The 19165-nt window shown below is 71.5% G+C and carries 15 protein-coding genes; 11 read left to right on the plus strand and 4 right to left on the minus strand.

Annotation, left to right across the window (positions count from 1 at the left end):
- Positions 1 to 64: 64 nt before the first annotated feature.
- Positions 65 to 2218 (minus strand): 5'-nucleotidase C-terminal domain-containing protein, encoded by a 2154-nt coding sequence (locus tag AC0VYL_RS04535; RefSeq protein ID WP_475482407.1) that lies wholly within the window; start codon positions 2216 to 2218, stop codon positions 65 to 67.
- A gap of 379 nt (positions 2219 to 2597) precedes the next feature.
- Between AC0VYL_RS04535 and AC0VYL_RS04540 the strand changes: the two genes are divergently transcribed.
- Positions 2598 to 3089 (plus strand): hypothetical protein, encoded by a 492-nt coding sequence (locus AC0VYL_RS04540; RefSeq protein ID WP_475482408.1) that lies wholly within the window; start codon positions 2598 to 2600, stop codon positions 3087 to 3089.
- On the opposite strand, the gene AC0VYL_RS04545 is transcribed toward AC0VYL_RS04540, so the two are convergent.
- A complete protein-coding gene (locus tag AC0VYL_RS04545) occupies positions 3046 to 4128 on the minus strand; it encodes a serine/threonine-protein kinase (RefSeq protein WP_475459509.1) in 1083 nt (360 codons plus the stop codon). The two genes, AC0VYL_RS04540 and AC0VYL_RS04545, sit on opposite strands and share 44 nt — an antisense overlap.
- A 165-nt stretch (positions 4129 to 4293) precedes the next feature.
- Here AC0VYL_RS04545 and AC0VYL_RS04550 point away from each other — a divergent pair, with 165 nt between their 5' ends.
- The 9 genes from AC0VYL_RS04550 (at position 4294) to AC0VYL_RS04590 (ending at position 15195) form a co-directional block, all read left to right on the plus strand.
- Positions 4294 to 4701 (plus strand): MmcQ/YjbR family DNA-binding protein, encoded by a 408-nt coding sequence (locus tag AC0VYL_RS04550; protein ID WP_475482409.1) that lies wholly within the window; start codon positions 4294 to 4296, stop codon positions 4699 to 4701.
- Positions 4702 to 4717: 16 nt separating this feature from the next.
- Positions 4718 to 6934 (plus strand): SF1B family DNA helicase RecD2, encoded by a 2217-nt coding sequence (recD2, locus tag AC0VYL_RS04555; RefSeq protein WP_475482410.1) that lies wholly within the window; start codon positions 4718 to 4720, stop codon positions 6932 to 6934.
- A 381-nt stretch (positions 6935 to 7315) separates the two neighbouring features.
- Positions 7316 to 7771 (plus strand): hypothetical protein, encoded by a 456-nt coding sequence (locus AC0VYL_RS04560; protein WP_475482411.1) that lies wholly within the window; start codon positions 7316 to 7318, stop codon positions 7769 to 7771.
- Positions 7772 to 7836: 65 nt separating this feature from the next.
- Entirely contained in the window at positions 7837 to 9744 is a 1908-nt protein-coding gene (locus AC0VYL_RS04565) for a Vgb family protein (RefSeq protein ID WP_475482412.1), read from the plus strand.
- Between the two features lie 127 nt (positions 9745 to 9871).
- Positions 9872 to 10300, plus strand: coding sequence for a (deoxy)nucleoside triphosphate pyrophosphohydrolase (locus AC0VYL_RS04570; RefSeq protein ID WP_475459524.1), 429 nt, complete (start codon positions 9872 to 9874; stop codon positions 10298 to 10300).
- Positions 10301 to 10468: 168 nt separating this feature from the next.
- Entirely contained in the window at positions 10469 to 12361 is a 1893-nt protein-coding gene (gene typA, locus AC0VYL_RS04575) for a translational GTPase TypA (RefSeq protein ID WP_378742445.1), read from the plus strand.
- Positions 12362 to 12470: 109 nt separating this feature from the next.
- A complete protein-coding gene (locus AC0VYL_RS04580) occupies positions 12471 to 13136 on the plus strand; it encodes a DUF6758 family protein (protein ID WP_475459530.1) in 666 nt (221 codons plus the stop codon).
- Between the two features lie 55 nt (positions 13137 to 13191).
- The gene (locus tag AC0VYL_RS04585; RefSeq protein ID WP_475482413.1) at positions 13192 to 14067 is read left to right on the plus strand and encodes a PHP domain-containing protein; all 876 of its coding nucleotides are present in this window, start codon (positions 13192 to 13194) and stop codon (positions 14065 to 14067) included.
- A gap of 105 nt (positions 14068 to 14172) precedes the next feature.
- Entirely contained in the window at positions 14173 to 15195 is a 1023-nt protein-coding gene (locus AC0VYL_RS04590) for an MBL fold metallo-hydrolase (protein WP_475482414.1), read from the plus strand.
- 89 nt (positions 15196 to 15284) lie between these two features.
- On the opposite strand, the gene AC0VYL_RS04595 is transcribed toward AC0VYL_RS04590, so the two are convergent.
- Together AC0VYL_RS04595 and AC0VYL_RS04600 are read right to left on the minus strand one after the other, a co-directional pair.
- Positions 15285 to 16193: an alpha/beta fold hydrolase gene (locus AC0VYL_RS04595; protein ID WP_475482415.1), complete on the minus strand. Its 909-nt coding sequence runs from the start codon at positions 16191 to 16193 to the stop codon at positions 15285 to 15287.
- 77 nt (positions 16194 to 16270) lie between these two features.
- The gene (locus AC0VYL_RS04600; protein ID WP_475482416.1) at positions 16271 to 17815 is read right to left on the minus strand and encodes a DEAD/DEAH box helicase; all 1545 of its coding nucleotides are present in this window, start codon (positions 17813 to 17815) and stop codon (positions 16271 to 16273) included.
- A gap of 623 nt (positions 17816 to 18438) precedes the next feature.
- On the opposite strand from AC0VYL_RS04600, the gene AC0VYL_RS04605 reads away from it, so the two are divergent.
- Positions 18439 to 19137 (plus strand): ferritin-like fold-containing protein, encoded by a 699-nt coding sequence (locus AC0VYL_RS04605; protein ID WP_475459540.1) that lies wholly within the window; start codon positions 18439 to 18441, stop codon positions 19135 to 19137.
- The last annotated feature ends 28 nt before the right edge of the window (positions 19138 to 19165 follow it).

A 19165-nucleotide genomic window follows, 5' to 3' on the forward strand; every position in this document is an offset into this window, starting at 1 on the left:
CCACTCGGACGGGCCCGCGTTCACTGTTCGGCGTCCGCGCTCGGCGAGGGCGAACGGGAGGGGATCAGCCCTCGATCCCGCCGGTTCCCGCGGCCGACCCGCGCCTGCGGCTCAGGTAGAGGGCTCCGCCACCGGCGCCGATGGCGACCACGGCGGCGATCACCAGGCTGGTCAGGGCCCCACCGGTGACCGGCAGGGTGCCGCCCTTCTTGTCGTCCGGGTCGCCGGGCTTCCCGTCGCCCGGGCCGTCGGTGGGCCCACCGGAGGGACCGTCGGTCGGGCTGGGGCTCGGACTCGGGCTCGGACTGGGGCCGGGCGACGCGGGCGGCTCGGTCGGGTCGGTGTCGTCGTCATCGTCGTCGTCACCGCCGGAGGGCACCGTGGCCTTCTCCCCTACCACGATGCGGTCGGCGCCGCCCTCGGGGTAGTCCTCGGCGCTGATCCGGCCGTCGAGGGTCCCGGTGAGGAAGCGCTCCAGCGCGCCCTGGTAGGTGGAGCCCACCACGGTGTAGTCGGCGCCGCGGAACGGGTACATGTCGCCGCCGCCCGCCGAGAAGTCGTTGGTGACGACCGAGATGGCGTCGCCGTCCACGACCTCGCCGTCCTCGACGATGACCGTGCCGTCGTGCAGGATCGCGTTGCGGACCCGCTCACCCGGGGTCGTCACCTCGCCGTCCTCGGTGACGACCTGCGCGGTCCGCTCGGGGTCGTAGGCGAAGTTCACCCCGGCGACCTGCATGAACCCGCCGTCGGCGGCGGGCGCGGAGGCCACACCGCGCTCCAGGAGTTCCTTGATCTGGCCGCGCGGGATCTCGGGGACCACGGCCACCTGGTTGGCGAACGGCGCGACCGAGTAGGTGTCCAGCACGGTCAGCGGACCGGCCGGGATCACCGAGGCGTTGCGGATGCCGCCGCCGTTCTGGATGCCGATCTGCGGCTCGGGGACGCCGTACTCGTCGGCGTTGCGCCGACCGGTGTCCAGCAGGGCGTCGGCCATGAGGCTGCCCAGGTTGGTCTCCTGCGTGCGCACACCGGGGTTCTGGGTGCCGTCCAGGGCGACCTCGCTCTGGGCCACCTCGGTCTCGGCCAGCTCCGCGACGTAGTCGGTGACCGGCTTGGTCACCTGCGCCTCGACCTCGGGGTGCGGCTCCACGGCGTCGGCGCCGGTGCCGGAGACCCGCACCGGGCCGGAGCGGTCGCCCACGGAGAGGAGGTCGCCGGCCGCGTCGAAGTTGAGGACCAGGCGGCCCACGTACTTGTAGTTGGAGCCCGCGGTGACGATGGGCACCGTCTCGCCGTCGGCGTTGTCCACCACCAGCGGGTAGGACAGCGGCTCACCGGAACCCGGGTGGACGGTGACCTCGTCACCGGGGACCAGGGCGTCGTCGGGGTTGGCCATCACCTCGTGGCCGCCACCGGCCACCATGGCGTCCACACCCGTCAGTTCCTTGGCGACCCGCTCCTCGTAGGTGATGTTCTGGAGGTGCGAGATGAGGATGATCTTGTCGACGTCCTCCGCCGTGAGCCGGTCCACCTCGGCCTGGACCGGGCCGACGACCTCGTCGACCACGACGTCGCGCGGGCTGGTGATGGAGGCCAGGGGCGGGTAGAGCGCGCCGACGATGCCGATCCGCTCGCCCTCGACCTCGGCGACGGTGCTCGGGGCGATCCGGCCCTCGGCCTCCAGGGCGGCCAGGGCGGCCTCGCCGGACACGTCCACGTTGGCGGCGACCACGGGGGTGCTCTCGGGCAGGGCGCCGATGAACTCGGCGTACACGTCGGGGCCGAAGTCGAACTCGTGGTTGCCCATGGAGACCGCGTCGTACTCCGCGAAGGAGGTGGCGATCGCGTCGTAGAACGGCGCGCCCTCCTCCCGTGAGGCGGCGAACTCCGGTCCGGGCAGGTACAGGTCGCCGGAGTTCACGGCGACCACGCCGCGGTGGGCGGCCTCGCCGTCTCCGGCCCCGGTGCCCGCGTTCTCGCTGTCGCGGAGCTGGTTGAGCAGGGTCGTGTAGCGCGCGGCGCCGCCGAAGTCCGGGTCGGCCGAGGCGTGCAGGAGCGCGGACTCGGGGTCGTTGCCGTGCAGCAGGGTGAGGGTGAAGGCGGCGTCGCTGTCAGGGGTGTCCGTGGGTGCGTACGCGCTGGCCGCGGGGGCCAGGGGCACCACCAGCGCGCCTGTCAGGATCAGTGCGCCGGTGGCGCGCACGAGTCTGGACATGTCTGCTGTGACTCCTTTGGGGGACTGTGCGGGGATTCCGCCCCGGGGGCGGGAGGGGTCGGAGTTTTTTCACCCTAGATGGGGACGGGGGTGAGGACACGGGACGGGGGGTTACGATTTGCGGAATCTCCGTGTGCAGGCTGGTTCTCGCCCTGAGACGATAGCCCAGCGTGGCCGGGGTTCGATTGCGGTCGCGGTCCGTAGCCGGTTTCGGACCGACGCGCGCCCGGGCGCCTCCGGCCCGCGCCCCCACGACGGCACGCCCCTACCATGGAGGGGACAGTCGGCTCGATTCCCTCGGAGGACGTCCGTGTTTCCCTCTGGCCAGGACCCGTACGACCCCGACTCGGGACAGGGCGGGGTGCCCTCGCAACGGGGGATGCCCGACTTCGACGCCCCCCATCTGGAGGCCCTGCGTCCCGACGCACCCATGCCCCGCCGGGTCGTGACCGTCCGCACGCTGATGCTCATCGGCGGCGTCAGCGGCCTCCTGCTCCTGCTCCTCTTCGTGATGGGGCTGTCCGCGCCCGCCGAGGTGATGGAGGAGGCCCTGGACGAGCAGGCCGCGCTCGCCGCCGAGCAGGGCGTGGCCCTGGCCTTCGACGCCGACATGATGCGCTCGTACATGGGGCTGATGGCCCTGGTGACGGGGGTCTACGGGACGTTGTCCGTCCTCGTCGCCACCCGCCTGCGCCGCCGCACGGTGGGGGTCTTCTGGAGCGCCCTGCTGTTCCAGGGCGCCGCCGCGGGCATCCTGCTGTGGGCCCTGCTCTCGGGTGAGCTCCTCGCGATCGTCCCGCTGGGCTTCGCCGCCGCCATGCTGGCCTTCATGTGGTCCAAGGAGAGCCGCGCCTACTTCGGCCTCCTCTGAGCCCCGACCACTCGCGGGGCGGCAGCGGCGGCCGCACCGCGACCCTGGTCCAGTGGCGCTCCAGCAGCCCGCGCACACCGCCGTCCCCCGCGCCCGCCGGGGTGCGGACCCCGCCCTCCGGGCCCTCCAGGTCAAGGACGGCGCGCAGCAGCTCCCCGGAGCGGGGACGGTCGTCGGGGTCCTTGCTCAGCGCCGCCACCACCAGCTTCTCCAGCCCCACGGGCAGGTACCGCAGGTCGGGCTCCTCGGCGGTCACCCTCCGGGCCATCTCCCTGGGCGGCGCGGTCCCGAACGGGTCGTGGCCCACGGACGCGAAGGCCACCGTCGCGCCCCACAGGAACACGTCGGACCCGTGCGTGGTGGGCTGGCGCCGGTACTGCTCCGGGCTGATCCACCCGGGGGTGCCCCGACGGTCGAGCATCCGGGCGGTGCGCTCGTCCGACAGACCCGCCGGTGAGGGCATCCCCAGCGCCCGGTAGGCGCGGCGCATCCGGCGCAGCCGCCGCCACTTGGTGGGGTCGGGGTCCTCCACCGCGTGCGCGATCCCGAAGTCCAGGAGCTTGGGCCCCCGACCGGACAGCACCACGTTGCCGGGTTTGAGGTCGCGGTGCACCACCCCCGCCGCGTGCACGGCGCGCAGGGCCTCCGCCACGCCCGCCGCCAGCCCCAGCAGCATCCCGCCGCGCAGCCGCCCGAACCGCTCCACGTGGTGGCGCAGGGTCGGACCCGGCACGTACTCGGTGATCATCCACGGCGGCCGGGCGCCCACGTCCGCGCGCACGAACCGCGCCACGCAGGGGCTGTCCACCTTCGCGAGCAGGCGCGCCTCGTGCGTGAACCGCTCCAGGAACCGCTGGTCGCGGGCGAGCTCCGGGTGGGCCACCTTGACGGCCAGGTAGCCGTGCGCGCCGGGTGACTCGGCGGCGTACACGGTGCCCATGCCCCCCGAACCGACCCGGCCGCGCACCCGGTGCCCGCCGACTTCCAGGGGGTCCCCCGGCACGAGCGGGGCGAGTCTGCGTACACCGCGCGCCTTCATGGGCACTCCAACCGGCCGTGGGGAGGTGAGAGCCGGATCATATCCGCGGGCCTCCGCCGCGGCCCGTCCCCGTGCGGCGCCGGGAGAGTTGTCCACAGGCCGGGGGAGGGGCTCCCGAAGGTCGGTGCGGTCTGGCAGGCTCGGAAGCGGACGGGGGGAGAGGGCATGACACCGGAACAGTTCATCGACGCCGCGCTGTGGTTTCCCGAGGCCGGGGAGAGCGAGCCCTTCGGGCCGGGGGCACTCGTGTACAAGGTGGCCGACCAGAAGATGTTCGCCCTGCTCACCGAAGGCCCGGGAGAGCGGGGCGCCACCGTCAACCTCAAGTGCGACCCCGAACTCGCCCTGGAGCTGCGCGGACGGTTCGCCGCCGTCACACCGGGCTGGCACATGAACAAGCGGCACTGGAACTCCGTGCTGCTGGACGGCACCGTCCCCGACGACGAACTGCTGGAGATGCTGGCGCACTCCTACACCCGGGTGGCCGGGGGCCTGCGCCGGGCCGACCGCGACCGCGTGCTGGCGGTCCTGGGGGACGACGCCCCACCGCTCCCCGGTACGGACGGCCGCTGAGAGGACGGAGAACGCCATGTCGGCGCCCGCGCGGGCGGTGGTCCAGGGCGTCCTGGAACGGATCACCTTCGCCAACGAGGAGAACGGCTACACCGTCGCCAAGGTCGACACCGGGCGCGGCGGCCCCGACCTGCTCACCGTGGTCGGCTCCCTCCCCGGCGCCCAGCCCGGCGAGTCACTGCGCATGTACGGCCGCTGGGGATCGCATCCCCAGTACGGCCGCCAGTTCCACGTGGACGACTTCACCACCGTGCTGCCCGCCACGGTGCAGGGCATCCGCCGCTACCTCGGCTCCGGGCTCATCAAGGGGATCGGGCCGCGAATGGCCGAGCGGATCGTCGACCACTTCGGCACCGACGCCCTCGACGTCATCGAGGAGGAGCCCGCCCGGCTGATCGAGGTACCCGGGCTGGGCCCCAAGCGGACCGGGCTCATCACCGACGCCTGGGAGGAACAGAAGGCCATCAAGGAGGTGATGGTCTTCCTCCAGGGGGTCCAGGTCAGCACCTCGTTGGCGGTGCGGGTCTACAAGAGGTACGGCGACGACTCCATCCGGGTCGTCCAGGAGGAGCCCTACCGGCTGGCCTCGGACGTGTGGGGCATCGGCTTCCGGACCGCCGACACCATCGCCCAGGCGGTCGGTATCCCGCACGACAGCCCGCAGCGGGTGATGGCTGGCATCCAGTTCACCCTCTCGGAGTCCAGTGGCGACGGGCACTGCTTCCTGCCCGAGGAACGGCTCATCTCCGCCGCCGTGAAGATCCTCCAGGTGGAGGCGGGGCTGGTCATCGAGTGCCTGGCCGAGCTGGTCGCCGCCGAGGGCGTGGTCCGCGAGACCGTGCCCGGACCGGAGGGCGCGCCGGTCCGCGCGGTCTACCTGCTCCCCTTCCACCGCGCCGAGATCGGACTGGCCAGCGGGCTGCGGTCCCTGCTGGAGACGCCGCTGGAACGGCTGCCCGCCTTCACCGACGTGGACTGGCCCCGGGCCCTCGACTGGCTCGACCGGCGCTCCGAGGCCACCCTGGCGCGGGCCCAGCGCGAGGCGGTGCGCACCGCGCTGACCAGGAAGGTCTGCGTGCTCACCGGCGGTCCGGGCTGCGGCAAGTCCTACACCGTGTCCTCCATCGTCACCATGGCGTCGGTCAAGGACGCGAGGATCATCCTGGCCGCCCCCACCGGACGGGCCGCCAAGCGCCTGACCGAGTTGACCGGCCACGAGGCCTCCACCGTCCACCGGCTCCTCGAACTGCGCCCCGGCGGTGAGGCGGCGCACGACCGCGACAACCCGCTGGACTGCGACCTCCTCGTGGTGGACGAGGCCTCCATGCTCGACCTGGTCCTGGCCAACAAGCTGGTCAAGGCGGTTCCGCCCGGGGCGCACCTGGTGTTCGTCGGTGACGTGGACCAGCTGCCGTCCGTGGGCGCCGGGCAGGTCCTGCGCGACCTGATGGAGGAGGGCTCGCCCGTCCCCCGCGTACGCCTGACCCACGTGTTCCGCCAGGCCCAGCAGTCCGGTGTGGTCACGAACGCGCACCGGATCAACCAGGGGGAGCCGCCGGAGTTCCAGGGGATGTCCGACTTCTTCCTGTTCGCGTGCGAGGAGGCGGAGGACGCCGCCGAGACGGTGGTGGACGTGGTCGCGCGGCGCATCCCCCGGCGCTTCTCCCTGGATCCCCGCCGTGACGTGCAGGTCCTCACCCCCATGAAGGGCGGACCGGCCGGTGCGGTGAACCTCAACGCCGCGCTCCAGGCCGCGCTGACCCCGCCGGGGGAACACGTACCCGAGCGCAGGCTGGGTGGCCGGGTGTACCGGGTGGGGGACAAGGTCACCCAGGTGCGCAACAACTACGACAAGGGCGCGAACGGCGTCTTCAACGGGACCCTGGGGGTGGTCACCGGCATCGACCCGGTGGCCCAGGAGCTCACCGTGCGCACGGACGAGGACGAGGAGGTCGCCTACGACTTCGCGGAGCTCGACGAGCTCGCGCACGCCTACGCCGTGACCGTGCACCGTTCCCAGGGCAGTGAGTACCCGGCGGTGGTCATCCCGGTCACCACCTCGGCGTGGATGATGCTCCAACGCAACCTGCTCTACACCGGGATCACCAGGGCCAGGAGGCTGGTCGTGCTGGTGGGCTCGCGCCGTGCCCTGGACCGCGCGGTCGCCAACGCCTCCTCGGGGCGGCGGCACACCTCCCTCGCCCACCGGCTGCTCAGACCCCTCGGGGACTGAACCCCGCTTCGCCTCGGCCGACCCGGCGCGCCCTCGAAATTCGCATGTCCGGACATAGGTCTATCTAATTCGTGAGGTTCTTATTCCAGACTTTGCAGACCAATTGCGAGGCTGGTGGGTTTCTGTCCGGAAAAAGCATGCATGAACCGCGTACATGGTTCATCATGGGGGTATGGACGGGCGCGGAGTCCCCGTCCCGGAAATGACGTCACCCTCGACCCCCCCCGACTCATCAGTGAAATCCGGTGAAAGCGCCCCGTGGCGATTCGCCCTCATCAGTGGTGCGCGGTGAACCCTTCGATCGAAACCCGGTGGTGCGAAAGCGAGGCCTCGCAGTAGCAGTGATCCCGTGAGAGACCAGAACAGAAAAGGGAGAGGGTCATGACCTTCAAGAACATCTTCGGCACCGGCGGGAACGAGGCCGGGTCCGCCGAGGAGTCCGCCCGGAACGTGCACGGAAGGGTCCCGGGGGCCCGCCCCGAGTGGGAGGGCGTGGACCCGGAGCTCTTCGACGGAATCCCCGAGGTGGAGCGCGATCCGAAGCTCGTGCGCGAGACCTCGCCTGAGGCGCTGGAGATCCTGACCAACTTCGTCACCCCGCTGTTCGGGAACACCCGGACGGTCGCCGCCCAGCAGCAGGACGCCAGCGAGGACCCCGAGTCCACCGCCGGAACGGCCTCCGCCGCCAAGGACCAGGCCTTCAGCAGGGTGCGGGTGGAGGTCGAGGAGGAGGACGAACCGAGGATCAGCGCCGAGGAACGGGAGGGGCTGAAGAAGGACAACGAGGAGTCGACGGCGAACGTCAGGGGCTTCGACCGCGAGCCGCCCAGGGAATGACGCCCGGTCGCCATTCGGGAATCGGCACCACCACCTGAGTTCCGTCACGAGAAAAGGAGAAGGCCATGGGCGGCCCCACCAAGAACCACGTGAGCACGACCCGTCTCGGAGAACGCTTCATCCGGCACCCGATGACGGGGCGGAACCTCAAGGAACTCGACATCGCCGCCAAGGCGCCGGTCATCCTGGAACGGGACCGGGAGAAACTGAGGCGAAAGGCGGAGCGGAAGACCTCCGACGGCAAGGACCGGTACGTGTACCCCACCGGGTTCTCCCTGAACAAGGGGCGGTTCGGGGACTTCCCCGACCGGGAGGACACGGCCCACCAACGCGAGTGGCGCGCCTACATGACGGTCGGCGTGCCCCTCGTCGAGGAGCGCGGCGACATCACGCAGCCGCCGCCCGACGTCGTCTCCAAGCAGACGTACGTCAACCGGACCGACCCGACCCCCACGACCTGGTCGCACACGGTCGAGTTCTCCATCTCGAACACCATCAGCTGGTCGCTCCAGGGGCAGGTCCAGCTCACCTTCGGCGCGAAGGCCACCGCCTCGCTGCAACAGCAGCTCCAGAAGAGCATGGCCCTGAACAACTCCCAGAAGACCACCCTGAAGAACAGCAAGGACAACCAGGGCGTCGACACGGAGTCCCAGTCGCAGACCACGAGCACGACCACGGCCACGGGGACCGCGACGGGCACCGGGGAGCTGTCGGCCCAGCTGATGCTCGGGATCACCGGATCGGTCAGCGGTTCACTCACCACCGGGTTCAAGACGTCGTCCACCCTGAGCGGTGAGGTCGGCAGCCGGGTCGACGTGCTGGCCACCCAGCGCCGCCAGGTGCGCAGGTTCGACTACGAGTTCCCCATCACCTTCGGCGGCTGGGTCGCGCTCTACTACCCCGAGCCGGTCGAGGTGAAGGAGGCGCGTCCCGCCGGGCCGCAGTCCTCGAACCCCCGGTACTCCAGGGTCCTCGCCTGGAAGCTCAACGAGACCGGCCAGGAGAAGGAGGCCTTCGACCTGACCGACGACGGCAAACCCTTCATGCAGAGGGGCGAGGCCGAGGTCGTCTCCACCCTGGCAGGGGAGCACGAGGTCTTCGAGCTGGAGAACCTCGTCTTCGAGGAGAAGCACCACCCCCTCCACAAGGTCGACCTGGCGCGACCGGAGGTCCCGAAGGCGACCCCGGACGAGGTCGCCACCGGGCTGGGCAGGGCCGAGGGCCTCGCACTGGACCCGGACCGCCGGAAGGCGTACGTGGTCGAGCGCGGTCGCGGCGGTCGGCTCCACAAAGTGGACCTCGACAGCGGCGAGACCGAGTGGGTCGCGGAGGGCCTGGGGGACACCAACGACGTGGCGCTGGACCTGCCCGGGGACAGGGCCTACCTCACCGACCACAACAACCGGCGCCTGATCACGGTGAGGCTCTCCGACCCCTCCGCCGCACCCGTGACGGTCGTGGACGGTGTGTACGCCTACGGCGTCGCGGTGGACCCGGCGAACGACCGGGTCTACGTCAGCGACCTCGGGGCCGGAAGGCTGGTCGAGTACGACCTGAACGGCGGTTCGGCGGAGCGGCGGCGCAGCTGGCCGGTGCCGAGGGCCGCCGGGGTGGCGCTGAACGGTGACCGGGCCTACGTCGGCCAGTACGACCGGGGCGAGCTGTACGAGGTCGACCTGTCGGCGGAGGAGGCCACCCCGCAGCGGGTGGCCACCGCCCTGGGACAGAGCATCCGTGTGGCGCTGGACGGCTCGGGTCACGCCTACGTGGCCGACCCGGCGGGCGGCAGACTGCACGAGGTCGTCCGCACCGACGGCGAGGAGAAGGGCCTCCAACGCGCGGCGGCGGACGGTCTCGGCCAGGTCTGCGGGATCGGGCTGGACCACGCCCACGACGCGGTCTACGTCAGCGACCGGCAGGGCAGACTGCTGCGGATCCCCGGGGTGCTGAACGCCTCCGCCGCGGAGGCGTAGCGGCGAGGCCTCCGGGGTCGGCCGTCGCGGGCACCTCGCGGCGGCCGACCCCGGCGGCGTGGGCACCGGGGCGGGAGGGGTCCTCGACAGCCCCTGAGTTGGTCGCGAGGGCCTAGGGTGGTTCCCCGTGGGAGAGACACTCATCGTGGTCGGCGCGGCCATCATCCGAGACGGACGCGTCCTGGCCGCCCAGCGAGCCGAACCCGAGCGCCTGCGCGGACTGTGGGAGTTCCCCGGCGGCAAGACCGAACCGGGGGAGACCCCCGCCCAGGCACTGGTCCGCGAGTGCCGGGAGGAACTGGGCGTCACCGTCCGAGCCGGGGAACCGGTCGGCGCCGACGTGCCCTTCCCCGCGCCCTCCGACGGACACACCCGCCCCGCCGTGCTGCGCCTGCTGCGGGCCGAACTCCTCGCCGGGGAACCCCGTGCGCTGGAGCACCGGGAGGTCCGCTGGGTGCCCGCGGAGGGGCTCCGCGACCTCGACTGGATGCCCGCCGACGTCCCCTTCCTGGAGGCGCTCCCCCCGCTCCTCCGAACGCACGAAAGCCCTTCCTGACAGGGATTCCGGGCGATCGGCGGACCCCGGTCCGCACCCCTTCCAGGGTGACGAAACTAACCGGGGTGACCTGTACGTTTCCCAACCAGCCCGCTATGACCGCATAAACTGGCTACGGGCCGTGGCACTCTGCGGTCTCTACCCAGTACAGGAGATCGAGACTTAAGCATGTCCAGCGCTACGCCCGTCGAGGGCTCCGCCCGCCGCAGTGACCTGCGCAACGTCGCCATCGTGGCTCACGTCGACCACGGCAAGACGACCCTCGTTGACGCCATGCTCTGGCAGTCCGGAGTCTTCCGGGAGAACCAGGATGTCGACGACCGTGTGATGGACTCCAACGACCTGGAGCGCGAGAAGGGCATCACCATTCTCGCGAAGAACACCGCGGTGCACTACACCACGCCCGAGGGCGAGGACGTGGTCATCAACATCATCGACACCCCCGGCCACGCCGACTTCGGTGGCGAGGTCGAGCGCGGTCTGTCGATGGTGGACGGTGTCGTCCTCCTCGTCGACGCCAGTGAGGGCCCCCTTCCGCAGACCCGCTTCGTGCTCCGCAAGGCCCTCGCGGCCAAGCTCCCCGTCATCCTCGTGATCAACAAGGTGGACCGGCCCGACAGCCGGATCGCCGAGGTCGTGGACGACACCTACGAGCTGTTCATGGACCTGGACGCCGACGAGTCGCAGATCGAGTTCCCGATCGTCTACACGTGCGCCCGTGACGGCAAGGCCTCCCTGGAGCGCCCCGCCAACGGCACCGTGCCCGACAACGACAACCTCGTTCCGCTGTTCTCCACCATCCTGGACACGATCCCGGCCCCCGAGTACGTCCCGGACGCGCCCCTCCAGGCCCACGTCACCAACCTGGACGCCTCCCCCTTCCTCGGCCGCCTGGCCCTGGTCCGCGTCCAGCAGGGCGAGCTCCGCAAGGGCCAGCAGGTCGCGTGGATCCGCACCGACGGCACCACCCAGCAGGTCAAGATCACCGAGCTGCTCATGACCGAGGGTCTGGAGCGCAAGCCCGCCGAGAAGGCCGGCCCCGGTGACATCGCTGCCATCGCCGGTATCGAGGAGATCATGATCGGCGAGACCCTCGCCGACCCCGAGAACCCGGTGGCGCTGCCGCTCATCAAGGTGGACGAGCCCGCCATCTCCATGACCATCGGCACCAACAACTCGCCGCTGGTCGGCAAGGTCAAGGGTGCCAAGGTCACGGCCCGCCTGGTCAAGGACCGCCTGGAGAAGGAGCTCATCGGCAACGTCTCCCTGCGCGTGCTGCCGACCGAGCGCCCCGACACCTGGGAGGTACAGGGCCGCGGCGAGCTGGCGCTGGCCATCCTGGTCGAGCAGATGCGCCGCGAGGGCTACGAGCTGACCGTGGGCAAGCCGCAGGTGGTCACCAAGAACATCGACGGCAAGGTGCACGAGCCGGTCGAGCGCCTCACCGTGGACGCGCCCGAGGAGTACATGGGCGCCATCACCCAGCTCCTGAGCGTCCGCAAGGGCCGTATGGAGAACATGGTCAACCACGGCACCGGCTGGGTCCGCATGGACTGGCTGGTCCCGTCCCGCGGCCTCATCGGCTTCCGGACCGAGTTCCTCACCGAGACGCGCGGCACCGGTATCGCCAACCACGTCTTCGAGAAGTTCGAGCCCTGGTTCGGTGACATCCGCTCCCGGCCGAACGGCTCCCTGGTCGCGGACCGCGCCGGTGTGGCCGTCGCGTTCGCGATGTTCAACCTCCAGGAGCGCGGCACGCTGTTCGTCGAGCCGACCACCGAGGTGTACGAGGGCATGATCGTCGGGGAGAACTCCCGCTCCGACGACATGGACGTCAACATCACCAAGGAGAAGAAGCTCACCAACATGCGTTCGGCCACCGGCGACGAGCTCGTCCGCCTGGTGCCGCCGCGCAAGCTCTCCCTGGAGCAGGCCCTGGAGTTCTGCCGTGAGGACGAGTGCGTCGAGGTGACGCCGGAGAACGTCCGCATCCGCAAGGTCATCCTCGACCAGAAGGAGCGCGGCCGGATCACCGCGAACCGGAAGCGTCAGCAGCAGTAGGCAGTGAACGGGGGGCCGTCGGTCCTCAGGTTCCGGAGCGGGCGGGGTGCGATCGCACCCCGCCCGCTCCGCGTTTTCGCAGGACACCACTCGGGTAAAAACGTAGGACATGAAAGCCCAGCCCTCGTGTCCACGTTGCGGACGCGCCGTACAACCCCCGGGGTTGTGGACCAGCGCGTGGAGGTGTGACGCCCACGGGGCGGTGGCACCCCTCCAGGGCGTACGGGCACCCGGCCCCGCCGCACTCGACACCCTCCTCGCACAGGCCGGGGTCCCCGTGTGGGTCCCGTGGCCGCTGCCGACGGGGTGGGTGGTCACCGGGTTCGCGGAGGTCGGGGACGAGCGCAGCGGCGCCCTGGCGGTGGCCGTGGCCCTGTCCGGCCCCAACCCGCTCGGCGGCGTGGGTGAGGCGGTGATCGTCGCGGAGGACCCGGGGATCGGCCTGGGCGCCCGCATCGCCGGTCTGGAGGGGCCCGACCCCGGCCACGGCTTCGACTCCGGCCCGCCCGACGCCAAGGTGCGCTTCGACGGGCACGAGATGGCGCTGTGGAACCTGGACGTGGGGCGCGACCGAGCCGCCTACGCCGGTGAGGCGCTCTCCCACTGGCTGTGGCTGGTCTTCGCCTCCGCCGACACCGGTCTGGTGATGTGCGAGGTCAGCTCACTGCGCGACCTGCGCGACCTCCGGGACGGCGGCGTCGCCCTGGAACCGCCGTTCGGGGCGCCCAGCCCGTTCCTCAGCCGGATCCTGGTGGTCGACGGCGAACAGGACTGACCGGGGCCGGGCCCCGTACCGAGCGGGAACGCCCCCGCTTACGTACAATCGCCCGGTGACACGTATCGACCTGCACTCCCACAGCTCGGTCTCCGACGGAACCGACGCCCCAGCCGAGGTCATCGCGTACGCGGTCGCCGCCGGACTCGACGTACTCGCCCTGACCGACCACGACACGGTCGGCGGGATCGGGGAGGCCGCGGAGCACCTGCCGTCCGGGTTCACCCTGGTCCCCGGCATGGAACTGTCCTGCGCCTATGAGGGCTCCAGCGTCCACCTGGTCTCCTACCTGTTCGACCCCGACTCCGCCGGTCTGGCCGCCGAGCTCCGCCGCGTCCGGTCGGACCGGGCCTCGCGGGCCGAGGAGATGGTGGGCAAACTCCAGGAGCACGGCGTGGACGTGACCTGGGAGCGGGTGCTGGAGATCGCCGGGGCGGGCGAGCCGGAGTACGCCGACGCCAACACCATCGGCCGCCCCCACCTGGCACGCGCGGTGGTGGAGGCGGGCGCGGCCCGGGACGTGCAGGACGCCTTCGACAAGTGGATCGGTTCGGGCGGCCCCGCCTACGCGTCCCGGTACGCGATCGACCCCGTCCGCGCCGTCGAACTGGTCCGGGAGGCGGGCGGGGTCTGCTCCCTGGCCCACCCGGGGCGGGCCGAGGGCGCCACCAACGGCGCCGTTCCGGTGGAGCTGACCGAGCGCATGGCGGCGGCCGGTCTGGGCGGGATCGAGGCCGACCACCCCTCGCACAACCGGACCCAGCGCAAGTTCTGGCGGGGCGTCGCCGCCGATCTGGGTGTGGTGGTGACCGGATCCAGTGACGACCACGGATCCCTGACCGGGCACCGGCTGGGCTGCCGTACCACGGCGCCCGAGGCGTTCGAGGAGCTCACGGCCCCCGCGACCGGGGTTCCGCTGATCGTGGGGTGACCTGCCGCCGGAGCCCGGTGTTCGGTACGGTACGGACCACTGCGCGGGGACGCGAGAATGGTCGCAGTGTTGTAGCACTTACCCCTGGATGAGAGGTCTGTAGCCGTGTTCTGGAAGCGGAAGCCGAAGAAGCAGGACGGCCAGGAGGCCACCGATTCCGCTGCGGAGGTCGCGGAGGACACCACCGAGGAGACCGAGACCGACGCGGTCGGGTCCGAGGACGCGAAGGCGGAGGAGAAGGACGTCAGGGCCGAGGACCAGCCCGACGCCGAGGACTCCGGGTCCGAGCAGACCGAGACCGACGCGGAGAAGACCGAGGACGACGACGCCAAGGCCGACGGGGCCGGTGAGTCCGAGGACGACGCCGACGAGACCGCCGACGAGACCGCCGCCGAGACCGACGCCGAGGCGGAGGACGAGGACAAGGCGGAGGACGAGACCGCCGCCGCGTCCGTGGACGAGGACGAGGACGACGAGGCGGTGGAGGTCGGAGTCACCGGCCCCGACTCCGACGGCGTCACCCGTGTCCGCACCGCCGGGACCTTCGAGTTCGACGGCGAGAAGTACGACATCATCAGCAACACGTGGATCATCGAGGCCGACAAGGACGGAGTCGTGGTCATCGACCCCGCCCACGACGCCGAGGCGATCCTGAAGGCCGTCGGTGACCGCGAGGTCTACCTGGTGGCCTGCACCAACGGCTACAGCCCCCACATCGAGTCGGCCCTGGCCATCGCCCAGGAGACCGAGGCCGACATCGCCCTGCACCCCCGCGAGATGCGTGCCTGGCGCCGCCTCCACGGCGCGGAGCACCGCCCCGAGATCGACGTCGAGGGTGAGGGCGCCCTGGACATCGGTGACCTGCACATCGACGTCCTGGCCCTGCCCGGCACCACCAACGGCTCCGTCGGCTACTACGTGAGCGAGCTCGGCGCCGTGTTCAGCGGTGACATCCTCCGCAAGGGCGAGCCGGGCATGGTCGGCAACACGTACATCGACTACACCACTCAGCTCGCGTCCATCGGAGAGGGCCTGCTGTCCCTGCCGCCGGACACCCGCGTCCTCCCGGACCGCGGCCCGTCCACCACGGTCGAGGCCGAGGGCCGCAACTTCGACTCCTGGGTCTGATCCCTCCGGACCCGCGAACGGCCGGGTGGCCGCTCCCCACGGGGGCGGCCACCCGGCCGTTTCCAGCTGCCACGAGTCCGCGACGGGGCTCAGCGCCGACCGACGGACTCCGTCTCGTTCCAGAAGTCCGTGAGCGCGCTCGACGTGGTCTCGGGGGCCTCCACGTTGGGGGAGTGGCCCGCGCCGGGAACCACCAGCCGCCGCGCGCCCAGGCGCTCGGCCATGCCGTCCTGCTCGGCCAGCGGCCAGGCGTCGTCGTTCTCGCCGTACAGGACCAGGGCGGGGAGGTCGACCCCGGCCAGTTCGTCGATCCGGTCCCGGGCGCCCAGGAGGTCCTCGGCCATCCGGATGAAGGCCAGGGCACTCGTGTCCAGGAACCGCTCGCGCAGGAAGTCCACGACCTCGGGCTTGGCCGTGCGGGCGCGCGCCTCGGCGGCGAAGCGCTCGTCCCACAGCGTCCGGAGCCGTTCCGGGGTGGGGTCCATCGACAGCGCGGCGATGAGGTTGCGTGCCCGGTCCGCCGCGGGGCCGCTCAGGGCACCGGGGCCGGAGCACATCAGGGTGAGGGAGGCCAGCGGCGCGAGCTCGGTCAGCGCCGCCTCCTGGCAGACCAGGCCGCCGAAGGAGTGCCCCACCAGGTGAACGGGGCCGCCGTCGCCGACGACGTCGAGCACCTCCCCGACCACCGCGCCCAGGGAGGAAAGGCGGTAGTCGGGCAGCTCGACCCCGGGCGGCGGGGTGAGGGTCTCGGGGCCCGGCGAACGGTACGTGCCGGGCAGGTCGATCGCCACCACCTCCCGCCCGGCCTGGGCCAGGCTCTGGAGGAGGGCGATGAAGTCCTCCTTGCTGCCGGTGAAACCGTGCACCAGGACAGCGGGGGCGAGGACTGTGCCGCCGGAGGTGGGCTGGGCCCGGAGTGCGGCCACCGGACCATACGAAAGACGCAGGTCCGTGCGCCGCACACCCGGCGGCGGATCGAGGAACTCAGGTGTACTCACGTCGGGCCACCCTAGACGATGGGACTACCGGTCCGGGGGTACCCGACGCGGATTCGACCGTTCTCGGATCAGGTGATTCAGGTGTTCTCGGGGTCGCGGCGCACGGCGCCCCGGGTGCGACGACGACGGCGGACCCGGCGGGCCCCGTCACCCTCGCCGGACTGCTCCGGGCCCTTGGCGGGGACGTCGGCCTTCACCGCGGCCTTCTCCGCCGTGCCCTCGGAGCGGCCGACGTTCTCACCGCTGCGGGTGCGTCGGCGCGAACGGCCGCGGTCGCGGTCGCGGGTGGTGGAAGCCTTACGGCCTCCCTGCTCACCGCGCTCGCCGCGCTCCTTGCGGTCACCACGGCCCTTGCGGCCGCCCCGGTCGCCGCCGCGCGGCTGCCCGGTGTCACCGATGTCCTCGACCTCCTCGGCCTCCAGACCAGCGTGCTCCCCGCGCTTGTCCATGGCCAGCTTGCCCTTGGTCCCCTTGGGGATGCGCAGCGACTCGAAGAAGTGCGGCGAGGTGGAGTAGGTCTCCTCGGGCTCGTGGAAGTCCAGGTCGAGGGCGCCGTTGATCAGCTTCCAGCGCGGCATCTCCTGCCAGTCCACGAACGTGACCGCGGTACCGGTACGCCCCGCGCGGCCGGTGCGGCCGATGCGGTGCGTGTAGGTCTTCTCGTCCTCGGGCGTCTCGTAGTTGACCACGTGGGTCACGTCGTCGACGTCCAGTCCGCGGGCGGCCACGTCGGTGGCGACCAGGATGTTGATCTTGCCGTTGCGGAAGGCCCGCAGAGCGCGCTCACGCTGGCTCTGGCCGAGGTCACCGTGGACGGCCGCGGCGGCGAAGCCGCGGTCCTTGAGTTCCCCGGCGACGCGGTCGCAGGCCCGCTTGGTCTGGCAGAACACCATGCTCTGGCCGTGGTCCTCGGACTGGAGGAGCCGGGCCAGCATCTCGGGCTTGTCCATCTGGTGGGTGCGGAACGCGTGCTGGGCGATCCGCTTGGTGATGGCCGAGCCGTCGATCTCGTTGTCGTCGCCGGCCCGCACGTGGGTGGGCTGGCGCAGGTAGTTCCGGGAGAGCGTGACGATCTCGCTCGGCATGGTGGCCGAGAAGAGCATCACCTGGCGCTCGGTCGGGATCTTCTTGAGGATGCGCTCGATGTCCGGGAGGAAACCGAGGTCGAGCATCTTGTCGGCCTCGTCCAGGACCACCGCCGCGACCTCGTCCAGCCGCAGGTGCTTCTGGTTCTCCAGGTCGAGCAGACGGCCCGGGGTGCCGACGACGACGTCGACGCCCTCCTTGAGCCCGTTGATCTGCGGCTCGTAGGAGCGACCGCCGTAGACGGTCAGGATGCGGCCGCCGCTGCGCTTGCTGGCGGTGGTGAGGTCGGCGGCCACCTGGATGGCCAGCTCACGGGTGGGGACGACGACCAGGGCGCGGGGCCGCTTGGACGTGCCCGGCTTGTCCTGCGCGCGCTGGAGCAGCGGAAGACCGAAGGCGAGGGTCTTGCCGGTGCCGGTGCGCGCCTGGCCGATGATGTCGCTGCCGTTCAGCGCGATGGGCAGGGCGAGTTCCTGGATCGGGAACGGGGAGATGATCCCCTCCGCCTCCAGGGCGTCCGCGATCTCCGGGCTCACGCCGAGGTCGCGGAAGGTGGTCGTGGGTGTCGTTGATGCTTCTGTGCTGCTCAGGGCTCAAGCCTCCATCTAGGCGGGCCGCAGCGTTGTTCGTGGCCGCGGCGGGGTGCGGTCGCGGGCGGCTTCTGGCCGCCGCGGAGGGCGCGGCTCACCGGTTCCCGCTTCGGCGAGGGAGCCCCGGTGGCGCTGCCGACTGGACCCGCGCGGCCCGGGGGGTTCCCTGGTCACGATGTCTCGGTTCCATCCGCTGGATTGTCGTGTGCGGTGCGTAGCTGGGCGCGTGGGCCGTTGCTCCCTCACGCCGCACTGCTCGTGAGGACACGTTGTGGTGTCCGGCTGGCACGTCGCTGGGCGCCCGCGTCCGCGGCGCCGGAAGGTGCGCGCGGGAGGGCCCGCGTCGCGGGGGTGCGGGACGCGGCGCCGCGATCGTGCGCGCCGGTCATCACGCTGAGTCTAGCTGCTGGTTAGCCCGGTGCACATAGCTGGTCACTGTGCTGTGGACCCCGCCGCGTGGCGGGCTCCGACGGGCGTGACCGTACCCGCTCCCAGCCGGTGCAACCGTTCCCAGGAGGCGTTTAGTCCCCGATTGGGTGCAGGAGGGGCCGGACGATACCCTGACGGGCATGACCCAAGGCTCCTCTGCCGATCCCGGCGTGATCGATCTGCTCGGCCTGCTCGCCTACGCCGAGCTCGGTTCCTTCTTCCGTCTGGCCGACGACGCCGGTCTGGCGCCCTCGCTGCGGACCAAGGGTCAGCTGGCCGGTCTGGCCGCCACGGAACAGAACCACTACCAGGCGCTCCACCGGCGCCTGGCGGAGCTCGGGGTGGACCCGGAGGAGGCCATGGCCCCGTTCCTGCGGCCGCTGGACGCCTGGCACGAGCGCACCGAACCGCAGAGCTGGCTGGAGAGCCTGGTCAAGACCTATGTCGGTGACGGCATCGCGGGTGACTTCTACCGCAGGGTCGCCGAGCTGGCCGACGCCGACACCCGCGCCCTCGTCGAGGACGTGCTGGCGGAGACCGAGCGGGCCGAGTTCGTCGCCGGCCAGGTGCGCGCCGCACTCGCGGAGGACCCGAAGCTGGCCGGGCGCCTGTCCCTGTGGGCCCGTCGCCTGGTGGGGGAGGCGCTGAGCCAGGCGCAGGCGGTGGCCGTGGACCGGCCCCGGCTGGCCGCGCTGCTGGCGCGTGACCCGAAGGTGGCCGAGCGGAACGGGAGGGCGGGCGACTCGGGTCTGGGCGACCTCGCCGCCGTCAGCCGGATGTTCGCCTCGCTCACGGAGGGGCACGCGGCCCGACTCTCCGCCATGGGTCTGGCCGAATAGGCGTCCGGATCGCCCGTCCGGTGGTGGT

It is taken from the genome of Nocardiopsis sp. iso_238 (assembly GCF_056173325.1).

Excerpts from the sequence above, each read along its gene's own strand:
- AC0VYL_RS04540 (WP_475482408.1), top strand. The coding sequence starts at position 2,598 with ATGCCCGACTTCGACGCCCCCCATCTGGAGGCCCTGCGTCCCGACGCA.
- AC0VYL_RS04550 (WP_475482409.1), top strand. The coding sequence starts at position 4,294 with ATGACACCGGAACAGTTCATCGACGCCGCGCTGTGGTTTCCCGAGGCC.
- AC0VYL_RS04560 (WP_475482411.1), top strand. The coding sequence starts at position 7,316 with ATGACCTTCAAGAACATCTTCGGCACCGGCGGGAACGAGGCCGGGTCC.
- AC0VYL_RS04565 (WP_475482412.1), top strand. The coding sequence starts at position 7,837 with ATGGGCGGCCCCACCAAGAACCACGTGAGCACGACCCGTCTCGGAGAA.
- AC0VYL_RS04545 (WP_475459509.1), bottom strand. The coding sequence starts at position 4,128 with ATGAAGGCGCGCGGTGTACGCAGACTCGCCCCGCTCGTGCCGGGGGAC.
- AC0VYL_RS04605 (WP_475459540.1), top strand. The coding sequence starts at position 18,439 with ATGACCCAAGGCTCCTCTGCCGATCCCGGCGTGATCGATCTGCTCGGC.
- AC0VYL_RS04535 (WP_475482407.1), bottom strand. The coding sequence starts at position 2,218 with ATGTCCAGACTCGTGCGCGCCACCGGCGCACTGATCCTGACAGGCGCG.
- AC0VYL_RS04580 (WP_475459530.1), top strand. The coding sequence starts at position 12,471 with ATGAAAGCCCAGCCCTCGTGTCCACGTTGCGGACGCGCCGTACAACCC.
- recD2 (WP_475482410.1), top strand. The coding sequence starts at position 4,718 with ATGTCGGCGCCCGCGCGGGCGGTGGTCCAGGGCGTCCTGGAACGGATC.
- typA (WP_378742445.1), top strand. The coding sequence starts at position 10,469 with ATGTCCAGCGCTACGCCCGTCGAGGGCTCCGCCCGCCGCAGTGACCTG.